Genomic DNA, 19710 nt, shown 5'->3' on the forward strand with positions numbered 1-19710 from the left:
CCTCGAGGAACTTGATATGAACCATACAAATTTCAAGCCGGTATTCGGTATGTTGGCCGCTGCCGTCTTGTCGGCCTGTACCCTGATGCCCAAATACGAGCAGCCTGCCGTAGCCGTGGCAGACACTTTCAAATACGATACCGCCGAACCGGGTATTCAGGCAGCCTCTTTGGGCTGGCAGGACTATTTTGCCGATCCGCGCCTGCACAGCCTGATTGAAATCGCGTTGGAACGCAATACCGATTTGCGCCAAGCCGTATTGAATGCCGAAATCTACCGCAAGCAATACATGATTGCGCGTAACGACCTGCTGCCGAGCATCACCGGTACCGGCAGCGGCAGCCGTTCGCGTACCGCCGCCGATTTGAGCGGTACCGGTAATGCCCGTGTCGGCGAAGCATACAGCGTCGGTTTGGGCGTGGCCGCTTACGAATTAGACCTGTTCGGCCGCGTGCGCAGCAACAGCGAAGCCGCTTTGCAGGGCTACTTCAGCAGTGCCGCCAACCGCGATGCCGCACACCTGACTTTAGTGGCTTCCGTCGCCAAAGCCTATTTCAACGAACGCTATGCCGAAGAAGCCATGGCATTGGCGCAGCGCGTACTGAAAACCCGCGAAGCTACCTATGACTTATCCAAGCTGCGCCATAAAGCCGGTGTCATCTCCGCAATTGATTTGCGTCAACAGGAAGCATTGATTGAGTCTGCCAAAGCCGATTACGAAAATGCCGTGCAAAGCCGCGAACAGGCGCGCAATGCCTTGGCAACATTGATTAACCGCCCCTTGCCTGAAGATTTGCCGCAGGGGCTGCCTTTGGGCAGGCAGTTCAAAATCAGCCGCCTGCCTGCGGGTTTGAGCTCTGAAGTGCTGCTCAACCGTCCTGACGTGCGGGCGGCAGAGTTTGCCCTGAAACAGGCAAACGCCAATATCGGTGCGGCGCGTGCGGCATTCTTCCCGAGCATCAACCTGATTGGTTCGCTGGGTACGGCTTCCACCGATTTCGGCAATCTGTTTGAAGGCCCGAACCGCACTTGGTCGTTCGGCCCGTCCGTCAGCGTGCCGATTTTCAACTGGGGAACCAACAAAGCCAATCTGGATGTAGCCAAGTTGCGCAAAGAAGCGCAAATCGCCGCATATGAGGGAGCCGTGCAATCTGCTTTCCAAGACGTATCCAATGCCTTGACCGCGCGCGAACAGCTCGACAAGCGTTACAACGCGTTGACCAAGCAAAGCCGTGCTTACAGCGATGCGCTGCGTCTGGTCAACCTGCGCTACAAACACGGCGTATCCAGCGCATTGGATTTGCTTGATGCCGAGCGCAGCAGCTACGGTGCCGATACCCAAGTCTTGGCCGCACAGCTCACCCGCTTGGAAAATCTGGCCGATTTGTACAAGGCCTTGGGCGGCGGTTTGAAGCGTTTCAGCAACGACGTACAATAATATAGTCATTTAAAATAAGAATGATACATCGTTGCTTTGCCTTGCCGTACTATGTGTACTGTCTGCGGCTTCGCTGCCTTGTCTCATTCTTATTTTATTCGACTATACTTATTTGACGGTAAAGGCCGTCTGCAAAATCGGCATATCGGTTTTGCAGACGGCCTTTTGTTGTGTTTGGTAGCAAAATTATCTTCCTGTATAATCTCTTGTTCAGCGAAACAATTTAAATGTTTGAAAATAAAATTAAACAGGATAGGAATACCGCCATGACAGAAAACATCGAGCGCGACAGTATGCAGTATGACGTTGTAATTGTCGGCGCAGGCCCTTCGGGTTTGTCGGCTGCCGTCAGGCTGAAACAGCTTGCCGAACAAGCGGGTAGGGAGCTTAGCGTTTGCGTGGTGGAAAAAGGTTCGGAAGCGGGGGCGCATACCCTCTCGGGTGCGGTGATTGATCCGACTGCTCTAAACGAACTCTTTCCGGATTGGCGGGAACGCGGTGCGCCGCTGAAACGCAGCGTTACCGAAGACAAAGTGCTGTTTCTTACCGAAACCAAAGCGTTTCCGCTGCCGGTAACGCCGAATTTCAATAACAGCGGCAATTATATTATCAGCGCAGGGGAGTTGGTCCGCTGGCTGGCGGAGCAGGCGGAAAGTCTCGGCGTGGAAATTTACCCGGGCTTCGCCGCCGCGGAAATTCTGTATCATGAAGACGGTTCGGTAAAAGGTATCGCAACCGGCAATATGGGTATCGGCAAAGACGGCGCGGCCACCGATAATTTCCAGCCCGGCATGGAATTATGGGCGCAGCAAACCATTTTTGCCGAAGGTTGCCGGGGTTCGTTGAGCAAGCAGCTAATCGAGCGTTTTGCGTTGGATAAAGACAGCCAGCCGCAAACATATGGCTTGGGCATTAAAGAAGTATGGGAAGTGCCGTCTGCAAACTGCCGCCCGGGTTTGGTGATGCACACCGCAGGCTGGCCGTTGGACCGTAAAACTTACGGCGGATCGTTTATTTATCATTTGGACGACAACAAAATCGCCGTGGGTTTTGTGGTCGGGCTGGACTACCAAAATCCTTATCTTTCTCCGTTTGAAGAGTTTCAGCGTTTCAAAACCCACCCTGCCGTCTGCGAAATGTTCAAAGGCGGCCGCCGTATTGCCTACGGTGCGCGCGCATTGGTGGAAGGCGGTTTGCAAAGCCTGCCCAAGCTGACATTCCGAGGCGGCATGCTGGTTGGCGATGCGGCGGGTTTTCTGAATATGCCGCGCATTAAAGGGCTGCATACGGCCATGAAGTCGGGTATGCTGGCCGCCGAAGCTGTTTTGCCGTTGCTGGATAATTTGGAAGAAAGCGAATGTTTGAGCGGTAAGGAGGCGGTGCAATACCAACACCTGTTTGAGCAAAGCTGGGCGTATGAAGAGCTGTATGCCGCACGCAATGTGCGCCCCTCGTTTAAATGGGGCGTGTACGCAGGATCGCTTTATACCGGCATCGACCAAGTATTGTTTAAAGGCAAAGCGCCGTGGACGTTGAAGCACCACGGCAAAGACCACGAATCTTTGCAAAAAGCGGCCGACTGCACGCCCATCGTTTATCCGAAACCGGACGGTGTGTTGACCTTCGACCGCTTGAGCAGCGTGTTTCTTGCCAACACCGCCCACGAAGAAAACCAGCCCGACCATCTGACCCTGAAAAATCCGCAGGTGATGATGGACATCAACCATAAACAATATGCTTCTCCGGAAACGCGCTATTGTCCGGCAGGCGTGTACGAAATCGTAGAAGAGGGCGGCGCGCCGAAATTGCAGATTAACACTGCCAACTGCGTACACTGCAAAACCTGCGACATCAAAGACCCGACCCAAAACATCGTGTGGATATGCCCCGAAGGAGCGAGCGGCCCGAATTACGGCGCAATGTAAACGTCGGCAGGTAAAAGGCCGTCTGCAAAAAGCCCGATACGGCTCGAGCAATGGTAAGGGAAATGTTTGGCCCGTTTTTCCGGCGATGTGTCGGCACGAATTTGCAGACGGCATAAGGAAAGGTTTTCCGCGTTGCCGTATGGGAAAGATTGACCGCTTTGCCCGACCGGAACAGATGGGTGTAAAAAACTGTCCGCTGTCGGGAAAAAAGCCGTCTGCAGATGATACAGACGGCTTTTTCGTTTAGAATACCGTCTTTTAACGCGAGTAAACGCATGATGAATTGTCCTATCTGCCGCGCCGAAAACGAAGATATTCTGCTGCAAACGCCGAAGTTGCGCGTGATTGCCGTGCACAACGAAGCAGGCGCGCCCGCATTCTGTCGGGTAATTTGGCAGCAGCACGTTGCGGAAATGACCGACCTTTCCGCAGAAGATCGGGCGGAAATCATGGAAGCGGTTTACCGCGTTGAAGCGGCCATGCGCCAAGTGTTGAAACCTGCCAAAATCAATTTGGCGAGCTTGGGCAATGTTGTGCCGCATTTGCATTGGCACGTTATCGCGCGTTTTGAAAACGATGCCAACTTTCCCGCGCCGATTTGGGCGGCGGCAGAGCGCGCGCACGGTATGTCGCTGCCGCAGGATTGGGTGGCTCAAGTACGGGCATTGCTGTAAGCAGACGGTCTTGAGCGATAACCGATAACCGATATGCCGGCATAACAGCCAAACCGTAATGATGGCAACAATCGGGCGGATATTGCGGATTGGAATGCAGGCAGTGATACGCTTGCGCCGCTTTTTGAAGTTTGCTTGGAGAAACTTTGCTGTTTCCGTTTGGCGAATCCCGATTCAGACCATCGGTAGTATTTCAGAACATCATTTGCAGACGGCTTATTCCCGAAAGGCCGTCTGCAAATACACCATTTGAGGATTTTATGATGACTTGGCAACCTACACGCCGCCATTTTCTCCGTGCAACGGCTGCTGCTGCCGGAGCGGGGCTTTTGAGCGCCTGCGGCAGTACGCCTGCGCCGAAACCTACTGTCAACCGAACCAATGTGAAAGGTCAAGCCGTGCCGCAACGCCGTCCTTCTTCCGGTGACACCGTCTTGCGTGTTGTTGCCCCGTCCGGCTTTGCCGAATCTGTCGAACGTGTCGAGCTTGGCCTGAGCCGTCTGTATCATGCCGGTTTTACCGTTACCAACCAGCAGGCCGGTATGCGCCGCTACCAGCGTTTTGCCGGAACGGATCGTGAGCGTATCGACGATTTTCAGGCTGTTGCCGCAGGGCGCGTGCAAACGCCGAAAGTGTTGATGGGTTTGCGCGGCGGTTACGGCGCGGCGCGTTTGCTGCCCAGCATTGATTTTGCTTCCTTGGGCGCACGGATGCGCGAGCGCGGTACGCTGTTTTTCGGTTTCAGCGATGTGTGCGCTATTCAGCTTGCTTTGTTGGCCAAAGGTAATATGATGAGTTTTGCCGGCCCGATGGTGTATAGCGAATTTGGCCGGCCGGAATTGAGTACCTATGCCATGGATTCGTTTATCCGCGGTACGACCAATGCTTCGCAAACCATTGATGTGCCTACCATTCAGCGTAACGATGTGAATGTGGAAGGTGTGTTGTGGGGCGGCAATCTGAGTGTGCTGACTTCGCTCGCGGGCACGCCGTATCTGCCGGATGTGTCGGGCGGTATTTTGTTTTTGGAAGATGTCAGCGAACAGCCTTACCGTATCGAGCGTATGCTGAATACCCTGTATTTGTCGGGCGTATTGCAGAAGCAGCGTGCGATTGTGTTTGGCGATTTCCGCATGGGAACGATACGCGATGTGTACGACTCCAGCTATGATTTGTCGGCGGTCATCAACCAAATCCACCGCGTTGCGCGCGTGCCGGTGCTGACCGGTTTCCCGTTTGGCCACATTACCAATAAGGCGACGTTCCCGTTGGGGGCGCATGCCAAAATCCGCAGCACGGGTAACGGCGGCTACTCGGTTACGTTCAGCGGTTATCCGACCCTGAATGCCGCTGCTCTGAATCTGGACAGCCTGCTGCCGCCGCCGATGCCGGTGTTTGAAAGCGTCCCGTTTGGCGGCGTTATCGACGAGATTACTGAATAAAAGGTTTGATGCCGTCTGTAAAATGCCTGTTCGGGCAGGATTTGCAGACGGCATTTTGTATGGTTCGGCAGGTTGTGGCGAACCGTGATACAAGAAAGGGAAATCATGACGTTGCATACCATTGCCGTTTATTGCGGTTCGAATTTGGGTGATACGCCTGATTACTGTCGGGCTGCCCGTGAGATCGGACGGGTGATTGCCGAACGCGGCAGCCGTTTGGTTTACGGCGGAGGTAAAATCGGCTTAATGGGCGAAGTGGCGGATGCGGTTTTGGCGGCAGGTGGTGAGGTTGTCGGCGTTATTCCGACTTTTCTCAGGGAAAAAGAAGTGGCGCACCAAGGTTTGACCGAATTACTGGAAACGCCGGATATGCCGAGCCGTAAAAATAAAATGATTGAGCTTGCCGATGCGTTTATTGCGCTGCCGGGCGGTATCGGTACTTATGAAGAGTTGTTCGAGGTATTGTCGCTGGCGCAGTTGCGGCAACATGCCAAGCCCGTAGGAATATTGAATATCAACGGTTTTTTTGATCCTTTGCTGTTGATGATGAAGCAGACCGCCGACAGCGGCTTTATGCCTCAGGCCAATACCGGCTTGCTGTGTGTGGCGGACAATCCGCAGGAATTGTTGCAGAAAATGACGGATTACCGTTTTACCGATGCGCCCAAGTGGGTTGAACCGGAATGGGCGAAAAAGGCCGTCTGAATTTATAATCTCGGTTGACAATAAGGGTTGGAATCATGAGTAATACCCCTCCGAATTGCGCCATACTCGGCTTCGGCTATCTCGGCAGACCGCTGGCGCAGAAACTGTACGAGCGCGGTGCGGAAGTGGCGGCGGTCAAGCGTAGTCTGTCTTCGGACGACATCAACCTGCCGATACGCTTGGATACTGCCGACTTGAATCATCCGGATGTTTTTCAGGAGGCGTTTTGGCAGCAATATTGGGCAGATAAAACAACATGGTTTTGCCTGCTGCCGCCGTCTGCATTAAAAGATTATTGCGGTTCGCTGCGGCAATGGGTGGCGTTGGCAGAGCAGTTCGGCGTGCAGCATATTGTGTTCTGCAGCAGTACCGGCGTTTATGGCGAGCGCGTGCGCGAATGTGACGAACATACGCCGCCCGAGCCGCAAACCGATAATGCGCGCCATATTTTGGCGGTGGAAACGCTGCTTTGGGAAAGCCGTATTCCGAATATCGATATTTTACGTTTGGGCGGTTTGTATTCCGCCGAACGCCATCCGGTAAGCCGTCTGCTTTTGCAGAAAAACATCAGCGGCGGCAAGCGGCCGGTAAATGTCGTGCACCAAGACAGGGCGGTTGATGCGCTTTTGCAGACGGCATTCGACCCGCAAGGCAGGAAGCTGCGGAATATTGTCGAACCCGACCACCCCGGCCGTGCCGAATTTTATGCTGCCGAAGCAGCCAAACTCGGTTTGCCGCCTCCCGATTTCAATCCGGAAGACATCAGCGGCGGTAAGATTGTCCGCAGTATTTTTCAGGATAGGCAAGCGTAACGGCGGCAGGTGTATGTTTCTTGCCGCACCCCGCCGCAAAATGTTGCAAAACGCTATATTTCCCTGTCGTAAGCCTGTAAAATTACTTTTTTCAGACGGCCTGAGAACGCATTATGTCCGCCTTACTTCCTATCATTAATCATCTGATTCAGCAAAATCCCGAACATCAGCAGGCACTTGCCGCTTTTGCAGGCAAAAGGCTGCGTATCGATATGTCGGGTTTCCGTTTTCAGGGGCAGATTGACGGGCAGGGATTTCTGGCGTGCTGCGAAGGTGAGCCGGATACCGAAATCCGCTTCCGCAGCAGCGCCATTCCCAAGATTCTGCAAGGCCGACAACCCGGCGTGGGCGATATTTCTCTGAGCGGCGATTTGATGCTGGGAATGTCGCTGTTGCCGATTTTCGGCGCGCTTCGTTACGATGCCAATCAGGATTTGAATCGTTTGTTTGGAGAGTCGGCAGGAGCGGACATCGGGATTCGTGCCGCACAAATAGGCGAAACGGTACGCAAAATCGGCTTGAGCCTTGCCGAGCAAATCGGTGAGTTTTCGCGTGAACCCGAATCGCCCGTTATCGATCAGGAAACCTTGCTGGCATGGCTGGAAGAAGTGGATAAACTGCGCGACGATGTTGCCCGCCTGAATGCGCGTCTCGACCGCTTGGAGCGGGATATTTGGATAGATTAGCCGCCATTTCCGAGCCGTTTGCAGACGGCCTCCTTTCGATTTAAGCCAATTTGACTTGGAAAACCGCCAGCCATGAAAAGTCCGTTCCGCAATATCGGTATCGTTACCCGCCCGAATACGCCTGAAATCGAACACACCGCGCATAAGCTCATCGAGTTTCTGCGCCTTGAAGGATTCGGTATTTATTTGGATGTCCAAAGTATCGAAGAACAAGCGGTTTACCCTGAAGATGCCGCCTGCTGTCAGGCCGCCAGCAAAGCCGAATTGGGCAAGTATTGCGATTTGGTGGTGGTACTCGGCGGCGACGGTACGTTTCTCTCCGTTGCACGGGAAGTTGCGCCGCGTGCCGTGCCGATGATCGGTATCAACCAAGGCCATCTCGGTTTTTTAACCCAGATTTCGCATGAAAGCATGATTGAAGGCTTAACGCCGATTTTAGGCGGAAAATATCTGCCTGAAGAGCGTGCACTGCTGGAAGTATCGCTGGTTCGCAACGGTGAAATATGCGACCGTTCGCTTGCACTCAACGATTGCGTGCTTTCGCGTGGCGGTGCGGGGCAGATGATTGAATTTGAAGTATTTATCAACCGCGAGTTTGTGTACACCCAGCGTTCGGACGGTTTGATTGTTTCTACGCCTACCGGCTCGACGGCTTATGCTTTGGCGGCAGGCGGCCCGATTTTGCAGGCAGGTTCGCGCGTGTTTACCTTGGTACCGATTTGCCCGCAATCGATGACTAACCGCCCGATTGCTGTGGCAGACAGCAGCGAAATTGAAATATTAGTGACCAAAAGCGGTGATGCCCGTGTGCATTTTGACGGACAGTCTTTCTTGGATATACACCATCTCGACCGTTTGGTTATCCGCCGCTACCATAATCCGCTAAGGGTATTGCACCCGACTGATTACCAGTATTACCGTACCTTGCGGCAGAAGCTGCATTGGGGTGAGCAACTGGTGTAGTCGGATAACTCAAAACGGGAGAAGGAGGAAAAACGGCAGATGGTACAGAGCGTATGTATCGGCGGTTTGCTTAAGCTCTTTTTTCGGCAAAACGCAGCAATGCCGAAATGCCGAGTGATTGTGTGTGGCATAATCCGATTGGTTTTGGCTTGTGTGCGGCAGGATAGGGTGCGGGCGGAGACGGGCAAGCCGTTTGGGCGGTATTTTGTTTGATTGAACGGGTGCGGATCTTGAATAAGGCCGTCTGCAAATCGGCAGCTTGCATGATTGTATGCTGCTTGGATTTGCAGACGGCTTTTCACTTTGCTGTTGGGGATATTCCCTGTTTTGTTTTTTTGAAATGTTTTAACGCTGGTCGGATTACCTGAATTTTTGGTTTTATTCAGGCAGATTCACTATTATTATTTTTTATGTTTGGTTAAAAACAGTTAAGCGGCAGGCGTATAATAATGCGCGTTCAGTTTTATAGTCGAATAAAATAAGAATGAGACAAGGCAGCGAAGCCGCAGACAGTACACATAGTACGGCAAGGCAAAGCAACGCTGTATCATTCTTATTTTAAATGACTATACTTTCAGCAGTTATCCGAAAGAAGTTGTGAATATGTCTGCAAGTCCTTCGCGTCAAACATGGTCCAGCTGTTTGACGTATATTTTGACGGTTGCCGGTGCAACGGTCGGTTTCGGTGCTACTTGGCGTTTTCCGTATTTGGTCGGTGAAAACGGCGGCGGCGCGTATGTGTTTTTATTCTGTATTGCAATGATTGTGATCGGTATTCCGATGATTTTGGTGGAAAATGTTATCGGCCGCCGAAACAAAGTGAATGCTTTGGACGCGTTCGGCGGCAGTATGAACGGCAAGCCGGTAGCGAAAATATGGAAAGCAGTGGGCTGGGCCGGTTTGCTCGGCGCATTCGGCATCATGGCGTATTACATGGTGCTGGGCGGTTGGGTCATCAGCTATATCGTGAATATCATCGGTGGCGGTTTGGATATATCGCGCCCGGTAGATGGCGGCATGACCAAGGCTTTTTTTACCGAACATATTGAAAACAGCCCGTGGGAAATTGCGTTTTATACTTTGCTGTTTGTGGCGGTTAACCAGTGGATTTTGGTTAAAGGGGTCATCGGCGGTATTGAAAAAGCGGCAAAATATTTGATGCCGCTGCTGTTTGTGTTTCTGATTGCGATGGTGGTGCGGAATGTTACGCTGCCGGGGGCGATGGAAGGGATTGTGTTTTATCTGAAACCGGATTTCAGTAAAATTACCGCCGAATTGTTTGTGTTTGTTTTGGGGCAGGTATTTTTTGCGCTGAGCTTGGGTTTCGGTGTGATGATTACTTTGTCGAGCTATTTGGACAAAAACGAAAATCTGGTGCAAACGGCAGTCATCACGGCGATTACCAATACGTTGATTGCGGTGTTGGCGGGCTTTATGATTTTTCCGTCGCTGTTCAGTTTCGGTGTTGCGCCAAACTCGGGGCCGACGCTGGTGTTTCAAAGCCTGCCGATTGTGTTCTCGCATATGTGGGCAGGATCTGTCTTTGCGGTGATTTTCTTTTCGCTGCTGCTGATTGCCGCGTTGACAACGTCGCTGACCATTTACGAAGTATTGGTAACAACAATTCAGGAAAAAACCAAAATCCGCCGCAGTATGGCGATTACGCTGGTGTTGGGCGGCATTTTTCTGTTGGGCAATATCCCGTCGATTTTGGGCTACGGCCCGTGGAAGGCGGTATCGCTGTTCGGCATGAATATTTTTGATGCCTTTGATTTTATCAGCGGGAATATATTGTTTATGTTGACTGCATTGGGCTCGGCATTGTTTGTCGGCTTTGTGATGAAAGACGAGGCAAGGGACGAGCTGCGCTACCGAAACAATCATACAACGGTAAATATTTGGTTTTATTATGTAAAATATATCGTGCCGCTGGTTATTTTGCTGATTTTTGTCAGCAATCTGCTGTAAGTGTTGGCAAAGGCCGTCTGTAAATCCGATTTTGCAGACGGCCTTTGCATGGTTTGTACGGCGGTTTTGAATTACAATATCAGCCCGACAGTATCAGGAATGTGCTTTATGCGAAAATTGGTTTTGCTGGTTGCGGCAGCTTCGGTTTTGGGCGGTTGCGGAGAGGCCGGACAAAATGCCGTATCGGATGCGGTGCAGCAGCAGTTGCGGAGCGGCTTTGTTCAGGCAGCGGCGGAGCAGTGCCTCAACCGTATTCCCGAACACCCTCTGATTGACGGGGATAAGGCCAAAGAGGTTTGCAACTGTACGGCAGACAAATTGGTGAATGAGGTTTCGGCTGCCGATCTGTCGTCCATTATCGACGGTAATATCGGCAGTGAAATCGGTACGAAAATCCAAACCGCAGCCATGCAGTGCCTGACGGAAATGAGCGGCATGGCCGGCGAAACGGCAGCTTCGGCGGCGCAATAAAGGCCGTCTGAAAATTTGAACAGATGAGACAGACTAAGAAAAGAGACTGATATGACGACACTCGCGCAATTTCTTCCGCAACACCTGCAACAACACAATATTGCTGTCGAACTGGGCAGCGTATTGGAAACCGTGGTTGCGGCCTGTACCGACATCAGCGGCAAAGTCCGCCTCGGCGCGCTTTCGGGCGTGCTGGGCATGGCGGGTACCGGCAATGTGCAGGGCGAAGATCAGAAAAAATTGGACGTTATCGCCAATGATATTTTGATTCATGCTTTGAAGGAGAATACGCAGGTAGCAGGTTTGGCCAGCGAAGAAGAAGATACTTTTGTTGCAGCGCATACAGACGGCAAGTATTTGGTATTGTTTGATCCGTTGGACGGCTCTTCCAATATCGATGTCAATATCTCCGTAGGCACTATTTTTTCGATTTTGGCCAAACCGCAAGGCGAATTGGCGACTGAATCATTCCTGCAAAAAGGCAAAAATCAGGTAGCGGCAGGGTATGTTTTGTACGGGCCGCAAACGCAGCTGGTGTTTACCCTGAAACACGGCGTATTCGTGTTTACCCTGAACGAACAAAACGAGTTTGTGCTGACGCAGGAAAATCCCCAAGTACCCGCAGCAACCAAAGAATTTGCCATTAATATGTCCAACCAACGCCACTGGCTCGCGCCGATGCAGCAATACATCGCCGAGTTGCTGGCAGGGGAAACCGGCGTGCGCGGCAAAAACTACAATATGCGCTGGGTGGCCAGCATGGTAGCCGAAATCCACCGTATTCTGATGCGCGGCGGGGTGTTCATGTATCCGCAAGATACGCGCGATTTAAGCAAACCCGGCAAATTGCGCCTGATGTACGAAGCCAACCCGATGAGCCTGATTTTAACGCAGGCAGGCGGCGCGGCAAGTAATGCGTTGGAAGCCATGTTGGATATTGAACCGAACGGCTTGCACCAGCGTGTAGCCGTGGTGATGGGCAGCGCGGAAGAAGTTGAGTATGTCAACAAACTGCATCAGACTGCCTGATTTCGGACAGCGTTAACAGCCTGTTAGGATACAAGAAGCCGTCTGCAAAATCGAATAGCGGTTTTGCAGACGGCTTTTGTTTGGAAAAGCGTTGGAAGAGTGCCCAAAATATAGGAGCGGATACATTTTGCAGACGGCAAAACAAAGAGATGTGGCGTTGATTTGCGCGGTTTAAAGTTTTGGGGCAGACTGCCGAAACCCGAAACCCGAAACCCGAAACCCGAAACCCGAAATCTGCCGTCCTGTTCGCATACCGTTATCTGTACGGTTGATGATTTTGTAGCCTTGTTCGTTTTGCGTGCTTCGCCGTATGTTGCGGTGCGGTTTTACGATATTAAGCCGTACGGTGTTTTTTGCGGCGCAGCCATTTGGTCAAGATGCCGCCTTCCCAGCCGAATACCACGGAAAGCGCATACAGCACCCCGCAGCACAGGATAATCGCCGGGCCGGACGGAATCTCAATATGATAAGAAAACAGCAGTCCGCACAGTCCGCAGAATAAAGCCAATACGACAGACAGCGCAATCAGCGATCCCAGATTTTTGGCCCACAGCCGTGCCGTAATGGCGGGCAACATCATCAAGCCGACCGACATCAGCGTGCCCAAAGCCTGAAAACCGGCCACCAGATTCATAACCACCAGTATCAGAAACAAAACGTGCCAAAAGCCGCCTTTGCCGCCAACGGCCTTTAAAAACAAAGGATCGATACTTTCCAATACCAACGGGCGGTACATCACCGCCATCAAAACGATGGTAATGCTGGCGGAAACCGCAATCAGCAGCAATGCGGGAATGTCCACCGCCAACACCGAACCAAACAATAAATGCAGCAAATCCACGCTGTCCCCGTTTTTGCTGACCAAAACTACACCGATGGCGAGGCTGGAAAGATAAAACGCCGCGAAATTGGCATCTTCTTTCAAGCCGGTAAAACGGCTGACCAAACCGGCCAGCAGCGCCATCAGCAAACCGGCCGCAAAACCGCCCGCACTCATGGCCGGCAGGCTCAATCCGGCAAACATATAACCGACGGCCGCACCGGGTAAAACGGCATGGCTCAAAGCATCGCCAACCAAGCTCATGCGGCGCATCACCAAAAACACGCCTACCGGTGCCGCGCTCAAGGCGAGACAGAAAATCGACGCCAGCGCATAGCGCATGAAGTCAAATTCGATAAAAGGCGAAAAAATCAATTCGTAAAAATTCATGATATGTTCGGATCAGATGCCGTCTGCAAAACGGCGTTCGGACGGCTCAAACCGCACACCAATCAGTCGATTCCTGCTTTTGCATGGCTGCGTTTGCTTGGGAGAGATATTCATCGGTCAATACTTTTTCGGTAGCACCGGCAGCGATTTTGTCCCTTGCCAGCAGCAGCGTATGGGCAAAGTAGGCGCGTACCTGCTCATAATCGTGCAATACCGCAATCACCGCCTGCCCGTCTTGGTGGCAGCGGCGCAAAACGTCCAACAGCGCATAAGTGGTTCGGGCATCGACAGCGTTGAAAGGCTCGTCCAACAGCAGGAATTTTGCATCTTGCGCCAGCATTCGTGCAAACAGTACGCGCTGGAATTGCCCGTTGGACAAATGGGCAATTTGGCGGTCGGCGAAGTCGCGCATTTCCACACGTTCCAACGCCGCATAAACCCGCTCGCGCTGTGCGGCGGTTACGCGGCCGAAAAAGCCGATTTCATACCACAAGCCCATTGCCGCCAGCTCGAATACCGTCATCGGCTGGCTGCGGTCGATTTCCGATTGTTGCGGCAGGTAGGCGATGTCTTTGCGTTTCAGGCCGACCCAGTGCACACGGCCGGTATCGGTTTTCTGCAAGCCCATTACCGCCTTGAGCAGCGTGGATTTGCCGGCACCGTTCGGGCCGAAGATTGCCCACATCGTGCCGTCGTCAAACGCCATATCGACATGGTGTACGGCAGGGCGGTGCTGGTAGCTGACGGTTAGGTTATCGACAACAATACTCATGCGGTTGCCCAAAAATACAGACACCATATCGCTGCAAGGGCGGCAAGCGCAATCAGTAAGCGTTGGATAAGTCCGGTAAGTAGAATGGAATTCATGACGGTAAAATATCAGACGGTATATGCGAGAAAAGGCCGTCTGCAAAACGGGAAATATTAATCAAAAACGAATGATACTGTATAACATCATACTTGTAAATGCGGCGGACAGGGCATTGACAGTCCGGCTAGAGCGGTGAAACAGTGTGAAGCAGATGATATAAGAAGTAGGGAAAAGGAAGCGTTTGATTGTTGGGGAGATGCTGTAACTCAACACAGCAAGACACAAGATGATAAACCGCTAAGGTGAAGATGGTAGGGACGGTGGGCGGGCAGTTTCGGCAGTTTGGTCGGTTTCCCTTTTTTGGGCAGGGTAACTAGAGGCGGTCATGTTTGATGGTCAAGGAATATAGAAAAACCATTGAATTTAATAAATTTTTTCCTGTAAGCCAATAAAACAAATCAGGCAGGGAGGCGGACGGTACAAGCGGAAGGCGGGTTGAGAACTTTGCATAATTCATGACAAGGGCTTGTGGTGGCAGGTTTTATGCCCGCCTGCTTGCTTGGGCTTTTTGAAGTGGTAACTTTTCAAGGTATTCAATTTTCGGGCCGGTGTAAAATCTGCCCCTACTATCAGTTTGAGTTCGTTTTCTGTTTTTTTGCAAAGATCTCGGGTTGTTCAAACGGCTTGATTGCTTTCTTGCTTTGAACGGGATAATCCTAATAGAACAACTTTTTAATTTACGATAAGGTATTGATGAGGTCTATATTTGTGTAAATTATTTCGTTTTCAGTAAAAAAGGCCGTCTGCAAAACGGATTTGCAGACGGCCTTGATGATGCTAAGAAGGATTATTGTGCGGCAGAGGCAGTTGAAGCGGCTTCGGCTTTGGCGCCTTCGGCGGCGGCTTCACCCCATACGGCAGGGTATTTGTAGCCTTCAAAGCGTTGGTGTGCGTAGGCTTTGAATTCTTCCGAATTGTAGGCTTCTTCCACGTCTTTCAACCATTGGCTGTCTTTGTCGGCGGTTTTCACGGCTGCCCAGTTGACATAAGCGAAGCTCGGTTCTTGGAACAGGGTTTCGGTCAGTTTCATGCCGCTGCTCATGGCGTAGTTGCCATTGACCACAGCAAAATCAACATCGGCGCGGCTGCGCGGCAGCTGGGCGGCTTCCAGTTCTACAATATTGATTTTTTTAATATTCTCGGAAATGTCGTTTTTGGAGGCAGTCAGCGGGTTGATGCCGTCTTTCAGTTTGACCCAGCCCAGCTCGTTCAACATCACCAGCGCACGGGCGAAGTTGGAAGGATCGTTGGGCGCGGAAACGCTGCTGCCTTCTTTGACTTCATCCAAGGATTTCAGTTTGCCCGGATACAGACCCAGAGGTGCGGTCGGTACTTGGAAGGCTTCGGTAATGTCTAATTTGTGCTCTTTTTTGAAGTCGTCCAGATAAGGTTTGTGTTGGAAGACGTTGATGTCCAATTCGCCTTCGGCCAAAGCCAGATTCGGGCGGACGTAGTCGGTGAACTCAACCAGTTTGACGGTGTAGCCTTTTTTCTCCAAAGCAGGCTGGATGTGTTCTTTCACCATGTCGCCGAAATCGCCGACGGTGGTGCCGAATACGATTTCTTTTTTCTCAACGCCGTTGTTTGCAGCGGCAGAAGCATCTGCTGCGGCAGGAGCGGTTTCTTTTTGGCCGCCGCAGGCTGACAAAGCCAAAGCCAAGGCAGCCGCAGAAAGGGTTTTGAATAAGGTGCTTGTTTGCATGGGATAACTCCTGATGGAATGGTTTTGATTGTTAATACAGATATATGCAGCCGTTTATCATATCATGCCGTCTGCAAAATCATTTAATAATTTTTCAGACGGCATTTATAAATAAAAATACTATCGTTTGTCTAATTTTCGCGAAATCCAGTTGCCGGTACTCTGTATCAGAATAACCAGTAAAACCAAAATTGCCACGATGAAGATAATGACTTCGGTTTGGTATCGGTAGTAGCCGTAGCGGATGGCCAAGTCGCCCAAACCGCCGCCGCCGATCATGCCTGCCGCCGCGCTGTATGACAGCAGGCCGATGGCCAGCACGGTAATGCTGGATACCATTCCGGCGCGTGCTTCGTTGAGCAGCACTTTGCGGATAATCGTCATCGGCGATGCCCCCATGCTGGTGGCGGCTTCGATAACGCCGCGCGGTACTTCGCGCAGGTTCTGTTCGACCAGTCGGGCGAAATAGAACAAGCCGGATACGCTCAATACCAAGGAGGCGGCAATCGGACCGATGGTGCTGCCGACGATGGCGCGGGTGGCCGGAATCATGGCAATCATCAGGATAACGAAAGGAAAGGCGCGCATCAGGTTGACCAGATTGTCGAGCAGGAAATTCAGCGGTTTGTTCTCATGCAGTTGATGGCTGGCGGTAACAAACAGCAATACGCCCAGCAAGGTGCCGAAGATGACGGCGAATGTGGTGGAAAGTCCGACCATGACGAAAGTTTCGCCTAAGGCTTGCAGGATTTCACCCTTCATGCCGGCGATGGTGGACAGGGCTTGTTCAAAAGTCAAATCAGCCATCTTAATCCTCCCGAATCAGTTCGCGCCCGATTTCCGATTGGGCGTGGATTTGGTTGTTGCGCACTTCCACGACTTCCAGCAGACGGCCTTTGTCCAACAGCGCGGCGCGGTCGCACAGGCGGCGGATGACGCTCATTTCGTGGGTAACGATGACGATGGTCACGTTGAAACGCTTGTTGATGTCTTCCAAACATTCCAAAACGCTGCGGGTGGTGGCCGGATCGAGCGCGGAGGTCGGCTCGTCGGCAAGAATCACCTGCGGATTGGAGGCAAGGGCGCGTGCGATGCCGACGCGTTGCTTTTGTCCGCCGGAAAGCTGCGCCGGATAATGTCCCGCACGCTCCTGCAAACCGACGATTTCCAAGCATTCCGCAACGCGCGTTTTGATTTTTTCAGACGGCCAGCCGGCGATTTCCAGCGGAAAGGCGACATTGTCGGCAACGGTGCGGTTGCTTAACAGGTTAAACTGCTGGAACACCATGCCGATATTTTGGCGCGCCGCACGCAGTTGGGCGGCATTGAGCGAAGTCAGCTCCTGGTTGCCAACCGTAACTTTGCCGGTATCGGGGCGTTCCAAAAGGTTGATCAGGCGCAGCAGGGTGGATTTTCCCGCGCCGGAATAGCCCATCAGGCCGAAAATTTCACCGTCTTTAATTTCCAAATGAGTTGGCTCGACGGCGGTGAACCAAGATTTATCGCGGGTTTGATACCGTTTGGAAACATTGTCCAAGATAATCATAAAACTTCCGAATACAATAAAAGCCCGATGTGCGGCACAACGGGCAGGAAACGGCGGCTATTCATTTTATTCATCAAACGAACGCTTTAGCTGTTTATGCCCGCAAGCTGTGTCAAATCGGCATGTAAAAATGGTTTTTTATTCTAGCCGAGCGTGGCGGAAGTGTCAATGTTTTATCGGTATTTGCGGTGGCACTGAGGAAGTGGGGGCGGCAGGTTCTGCAGAAAAATGCACAATATGGTTCGGAGTGGCTGCCGAACTTGATAGGACAGGGTGGTTGCCGATATACTTCCAGACAAATTTTGCAGACGGCATGGGAAAGGCCGTCTGAATATTTCGATAAAGGACAACGATGTTTCAAAATTTTGATATGGGCGTATTTTTGTTGGCTATTCTGCCGGTATTACTGGCGATTACCGTACATGAAGCCGCCCATGCTTATGCCGCGCGTTATTGGGGCGACCGCACTGCCGAGCAGATGGGACGCTTGACGCTGAATCCGCTGGCGCATATCGATTTGGTTGGAACGGTATTGGTACCGCTGTTTTTATTGGCGGTGTCCGCTCCGTTTCTGTTCGGTTGGGCAAAACCCGTACCGATTGTGCCGCGCCATTTCCGCGATGTCCGCATGGGCTGGCGCATGGTGGCGTTTGCCGGACCGCTGTCGAATCTGGTGATGGCGTTTGCTTGGGCGGCAACATTCGGCTTGGCACGCTATGCGCCCGAGGCATTTCAGTTTCCGCTGTCGCAAATGGCAAATTACGGCATCATCATTAATGTGATGTTGTTTGTATTGAATATGCTACCGATTCCACCGTTGGACGGCAGCAAGGTGGTGGACAGCTTCCTGCCTGCACGGGCGTCCATGCAGTATCGGAAAATCGAACCTTACGGCATGTGGATATTGTTGTTTTTGGTCATGAGCGGTATGTTGGGTACGATTATGTGGCCGTTTGCCGGTACTTTGTTGTCGGTGATGAAAACCTTTGCCGGATTATTCGGTTAAATCCGTGTTCCAACGATTCCGAGCCGTCTGAAAAATCAGGCGGTTTTGCGTTATAATAGCCGTCTATGCCGTCTGCAATTTTTCAGACGGCCTGTTTATTCACGGTACTCAAATTTATGAAACCTTCTATTCTAGAAAAATTACAACAACTTGCCGACCGTTTGGAAGAAGTTACCCACCTGCTCGGGCAGCCTGAAGCGACCGACGACATGGACAACTACCGCAAACTCACGCGCGAGCACGCGGAGCTGACGCCGGTAGTGGAAGTGTTCAGCCAATATACTTTGGCGCAAAGCGATTTGGCCGATGCGCAGGAAATGCTGCAAGACCCTGAAATGAAAGAGTTTGCGGCGGAGGAAATCGAAGCGGCGCAGCAAAAAATCGACACGCTCGACACGGAATTGCAAAAGCTGCTGCTGCCCAAAGATGCCGATGACGATAAAAACATCTTTATCGAGGTGCGCGCGGGTACGGGCGGCGACGAAGCCGCACTGTTTGCCGGCGATTTGCTGCGGATGTACAGCCGCTACGCCGAGCGCAACCGCTGGCAGGTGGAAATCGTGTCAGCGAATGAGAGCGAGCTGGGCGGGTATAAAGAAGTCATCGCCCGTATCGTCGGGTTGGGCGCATACAGCCGTCTGAAATTTGAGAGCGGCGGCCACCGCGTGCAGCGCGTTCCCGCCACCGAAAGCCAAGGGCGCATCCACACTTCAGCCTGTACCGTTGCCGTGATGCCGGAGGCGGACGAACTGGAAGAAATCGAGTTGAACCCGGCCGATTTGCGTATCGACACCTTCCGCGCATCGGGTGCGGGCGGCCAGCACATCAACAAAACCGATTCCGCCGTGCGGATTACCCACCTGCCGACGGGCATAGTGGTGGAATGTCAGGACGGACGCAGCCAGCATGCCAACAAGGCGCAGGCGATGAAAGTATTGGCGGCGCGTTTGAACGATGCGCAAAAGCGCGAAGCGCAAGCCAAAGAAGCGGCGGAACGCAAATCATTAATCGGCAGCGGCGATCGCAGCGAGCGTATCCGCACCTACAACTACCCGCAAGGCCGCGTAACCGACCACCGCATCAACCTGACCCTGCACAAATTGGATTTCATTATGGACGGCGATTTGGAAGAGCTGACCGGCGCGCTGATTGCCGAACACCAAGCCGAGCTGCTGGCGGCGATGGGCGATTGAGGATTAAAACGAATAAAAAGGCCGTCTGCAAATTTGGTTTTGCAGACGGCCTTTTTGTATAGTCATTTA

20 protein-coding genes are annotated in these 19710 nt (G+C 52.2%); 14 read left to right on the forward strand and 6 right to left on the reverse strand.

Features of this window, described 5'->3' with window-relative positions; translation table 11 throughout:
• Positions 1–16: 16 nt before the first annotated feature.
• The 9 genes from EL111_RS03185 (at position 17) to EL111_RS03225 (ending at position 8645) form a co-directional block, all read left to right on the forward strand.
• Positions 17–1438, forward strand: a complete 1422-nt coding sequence (locus EL111_RS03185; RefSeq protein WP_123796108.1) for an efflux transporter outer membrane subunit — start codon at positions 17–19, stop codon at positions 1436–1438.
• 266 nt (positions 1439–1704) lie between these two features.
• Positions 1705–3363 (forward strand): electron transfer flavoprotein-ubiquinone oxidoreductase, encoded by a 1659-nt coding sequence (locus tag EL111_RS03190; RefSeq protein ID WP_123796107.1) that lies wholly within the window; start codon positions 1705–1707, stop codon positions 3361–3363.
• 278 nt (positions 3364–3641) lie between these two features.
• The gene (locus EL111_RS03195; protein ID WP_123796141.1) at positions 3642–4037 is read left to right on the forward strand and encodes an HIT family protein; all 396 of its coding nucleotides are present in this window, start codon (positions 3642–3644) and stop codon (positions 4035–4037) included.
• Between the two features lie 58 nt (positions 4038–4095).
• The gene (locus EL111_RS03200; protein ID WP_123796106.1) at positions 4096–4290 is read left to right on the forward strand and encodes a hypothetical protein; all 195 of its coding nucleotides are present in this window, start codon (positions 4096–4098) and stop codon (positions 4288–4290) included.
• Between the two features lie 10 nt (positions 4291–4300).
• A complete protein-coding gene (locus tag EL111_RS03205; protein WP_123796140.1) occupies positions 4301–5479 on the forward strand; it encodes an LD-carboxypeptidase in 1179 nt (392 codons plus the stop codon).
• Between the two features lie 111 nt (positions 5480–5590).
• A complete protein-coding gene (locus EL111_RS03210) occupies positions 5591–6184 on the forward strand; it encodes an LOG family protein (protein ID WP_123796139.1) in 594 nt (197 codons plus the stop codon).
• A 35-nt stretch (positions 6185–6219) separates the two neighbouring features.
• Positions 6220–6996 carry a Rossmann-fold NAD(P)-binding domain-containing protein gene (locus EL111_RS03215; protein ID WP_123796105.1) on the forward strand — a complete coding sequence of 259 codons (777 nt, stop codon included), beginning with the start codon at positions 6220–6222 and terminating at the stop codon, positions 6994–6996.
• Between the two features lie 113 nt (positions 6997–7109).
• Positions 7110–7682 (forward strand): ubiquinone biosynthesis accessory factor UbiJ, encoded by a 573-nt coding sequence (locus EL111_RS03220; RefSeq protein ID WP_123796104.1) that lies wholly within the window; start codon positions 7110–7112, stop codon positions 7680–7682.
• Positions 7683–7754: 72 nt separating this feature from the next.
• Positions 7755–8645, forward strand: a complete 891-nt coding sequence (locus EL111_RS03225) for an NAD(+)/NADH kinase (RefSeq protein WP_123796103.1) — start codon at positions 7755–7757, stop codon at positions 8643–8645.
• A 70-nt stretch (positions 8646–8715) separates the two neighbouring features.
• Here EL111_RS03225 and EL111_RS03230 read toward each other — a convergent pair whose 3' ends face one another.
• Positions 8716–8910 (reverse strand): hypothetical protein, encoded by a 195-nt coding sequence (locus EL111_RS03230; protein WP_123796102.1) that lies wholly within the window; start codon positions 8908–8910, stop codon positions 8716–8718.
• A 338-nt stretch (positions 8911–9248) separates the two neighbouring features.
• Here EL111_RS03230 and EL111_RS03235 point away from each other — a divergent pair, with 338 nt between their 5' ends.
• From EL111_RS03235 to EL111_RS03245, 3 genes are all read left to right on the forward strand, one after another.
• Entirely contained in the window at positions 9249–10613 is a 1365-nt protein-coding gene (locus EL111_RS03235) for a sodium-dependent transporter (RefSeq protein WP_123796101.1), read from the forward strand.
• Positions 10614–10721: 108 nt separating this feature from the next.
• Positions 10722–11084, forward strand: coding sequence for a hypothetical protein (locus EL111_RS03240; protein WP_123796100.1), 363 nt, complete (start codon positions 10722–10724; stop codon positions 11082–11084).
• A gap of 51 nt (positions 11085–11135) precedes the next feature.
• A complete protein-coding gene (locus tag EL111_RS03245) occupies positions 11136–12113 on the forward strand; it encodes a class 1 fructose-bisphosphatase (protein WP_123796099.1) in 978 nt (325 codons plus the stop codon).
• A gap of 334 nt (positions 12114–12447) precedes the next feature.
• Here the strand turns inward: EL111_RS03245 and EL111_RS03250 are convergent, their stop codons facing one another.
• From EL111_RS03250 to EL111_RS03270, 5 genes are all read right to left on the reverse strand, one after another.
• The gene (locus EL111_RS03250; RefSeq protein WP_123796098.1) at positions 12448–13323 is read right to left on the reverse strand and encodes a metal ABC transporter permease; all 876 of its coding nucleotides are present in this window, start codon (positions 13321–13323) and stop codon (positions 12448–12450) included.
• Between the two features lie 46 nt (positions 13324–13369).
• The gene (locus EL111_RS03255) at positions 13370–14095 is read right to left on the reverse strand and encodes a metal ABC transporter ATP-binding protein (protein ID WP_123796138.1); all 726 of its coding nucleotides are present in this window, start codon (positions 14093–14095) and stop codon (positions 13370–13372) included.
• 886 nt (positions 14096–14981) lie between these two features.
• The gene (locus tag EL111_RS03260; protein WP_123796097.1) at positions 14982–15896 is read right to left on the reverse strand and encodes a MetQ/NlpA family ABC transporter substrate-binding protein; all 915 of its coding nucleotides are present in this window, start codon (positions 15894–15896) and stop codon (positions 14982–14984) included.
• Positions 15897–16016: 120 nt separating this feature from the next.
• Entirely contained in the window at positions 16017–16703 is a 687-nt protein-coding gene (locus EL111_RS03265; RefSeq protein ID WP_123796096.1) for a methionine ABC transporter permease, read from the reverse strand.
• Position 16704: 1 nt separating this feature from the next.
• Positions 16705–17442, reverse strand: a complete 738-nt coding sequence (locus EL111_RS03270) for a methionine ABC transporter ATP-binding protein (protein WP_123796095.1) — start codon at positions 17440–17442, stop codon at positions 16705–16707.
• Positions 17443–17794: 352 nt separating this feature from the next.
• Between EL111_RS03270 and EL111_RS03275 the strand changes: the two genes are divergently transcribed.
• Together EL111_RS03275 and prfA are read left to right on the forward strand one after the other, a co-directional pair.
• Positions 17795–18448, forward strand: a complete 654-nt coding sequence (locus tag EL111_RS03275; RefSeq protein WP_123796094.1) for a site-2 protease family protein — start codon at positions 17795–17797, stop codon at positions 18446–18448.
• A 116-nt stretch (positions 18449–18564) separates the two neighbouring features.
• On the forward strand, positions 18565–19641 hold the full coding sequence (prfA, locus tag EL111_RS03280) for a peptide chain release factor 1 (RefSeq protein ID WP_123796093.1): 1077 nt from the start codon (positions 18565–18567) through the stop codon (positions 19639–19641).
• Positions 19642–19710: the final 69 nt, after the last annotated feature.

It is taken from the genome of Neisseria animalis (assembly GCF_900636515.1).
Taxonomy (GTDB): domain Bacteria; phylum Pseudomonadota; class Gammaproteobacteria; order Burkholderiales; family Neisseriaceae; genus Neisseria; species Neisseria animalis.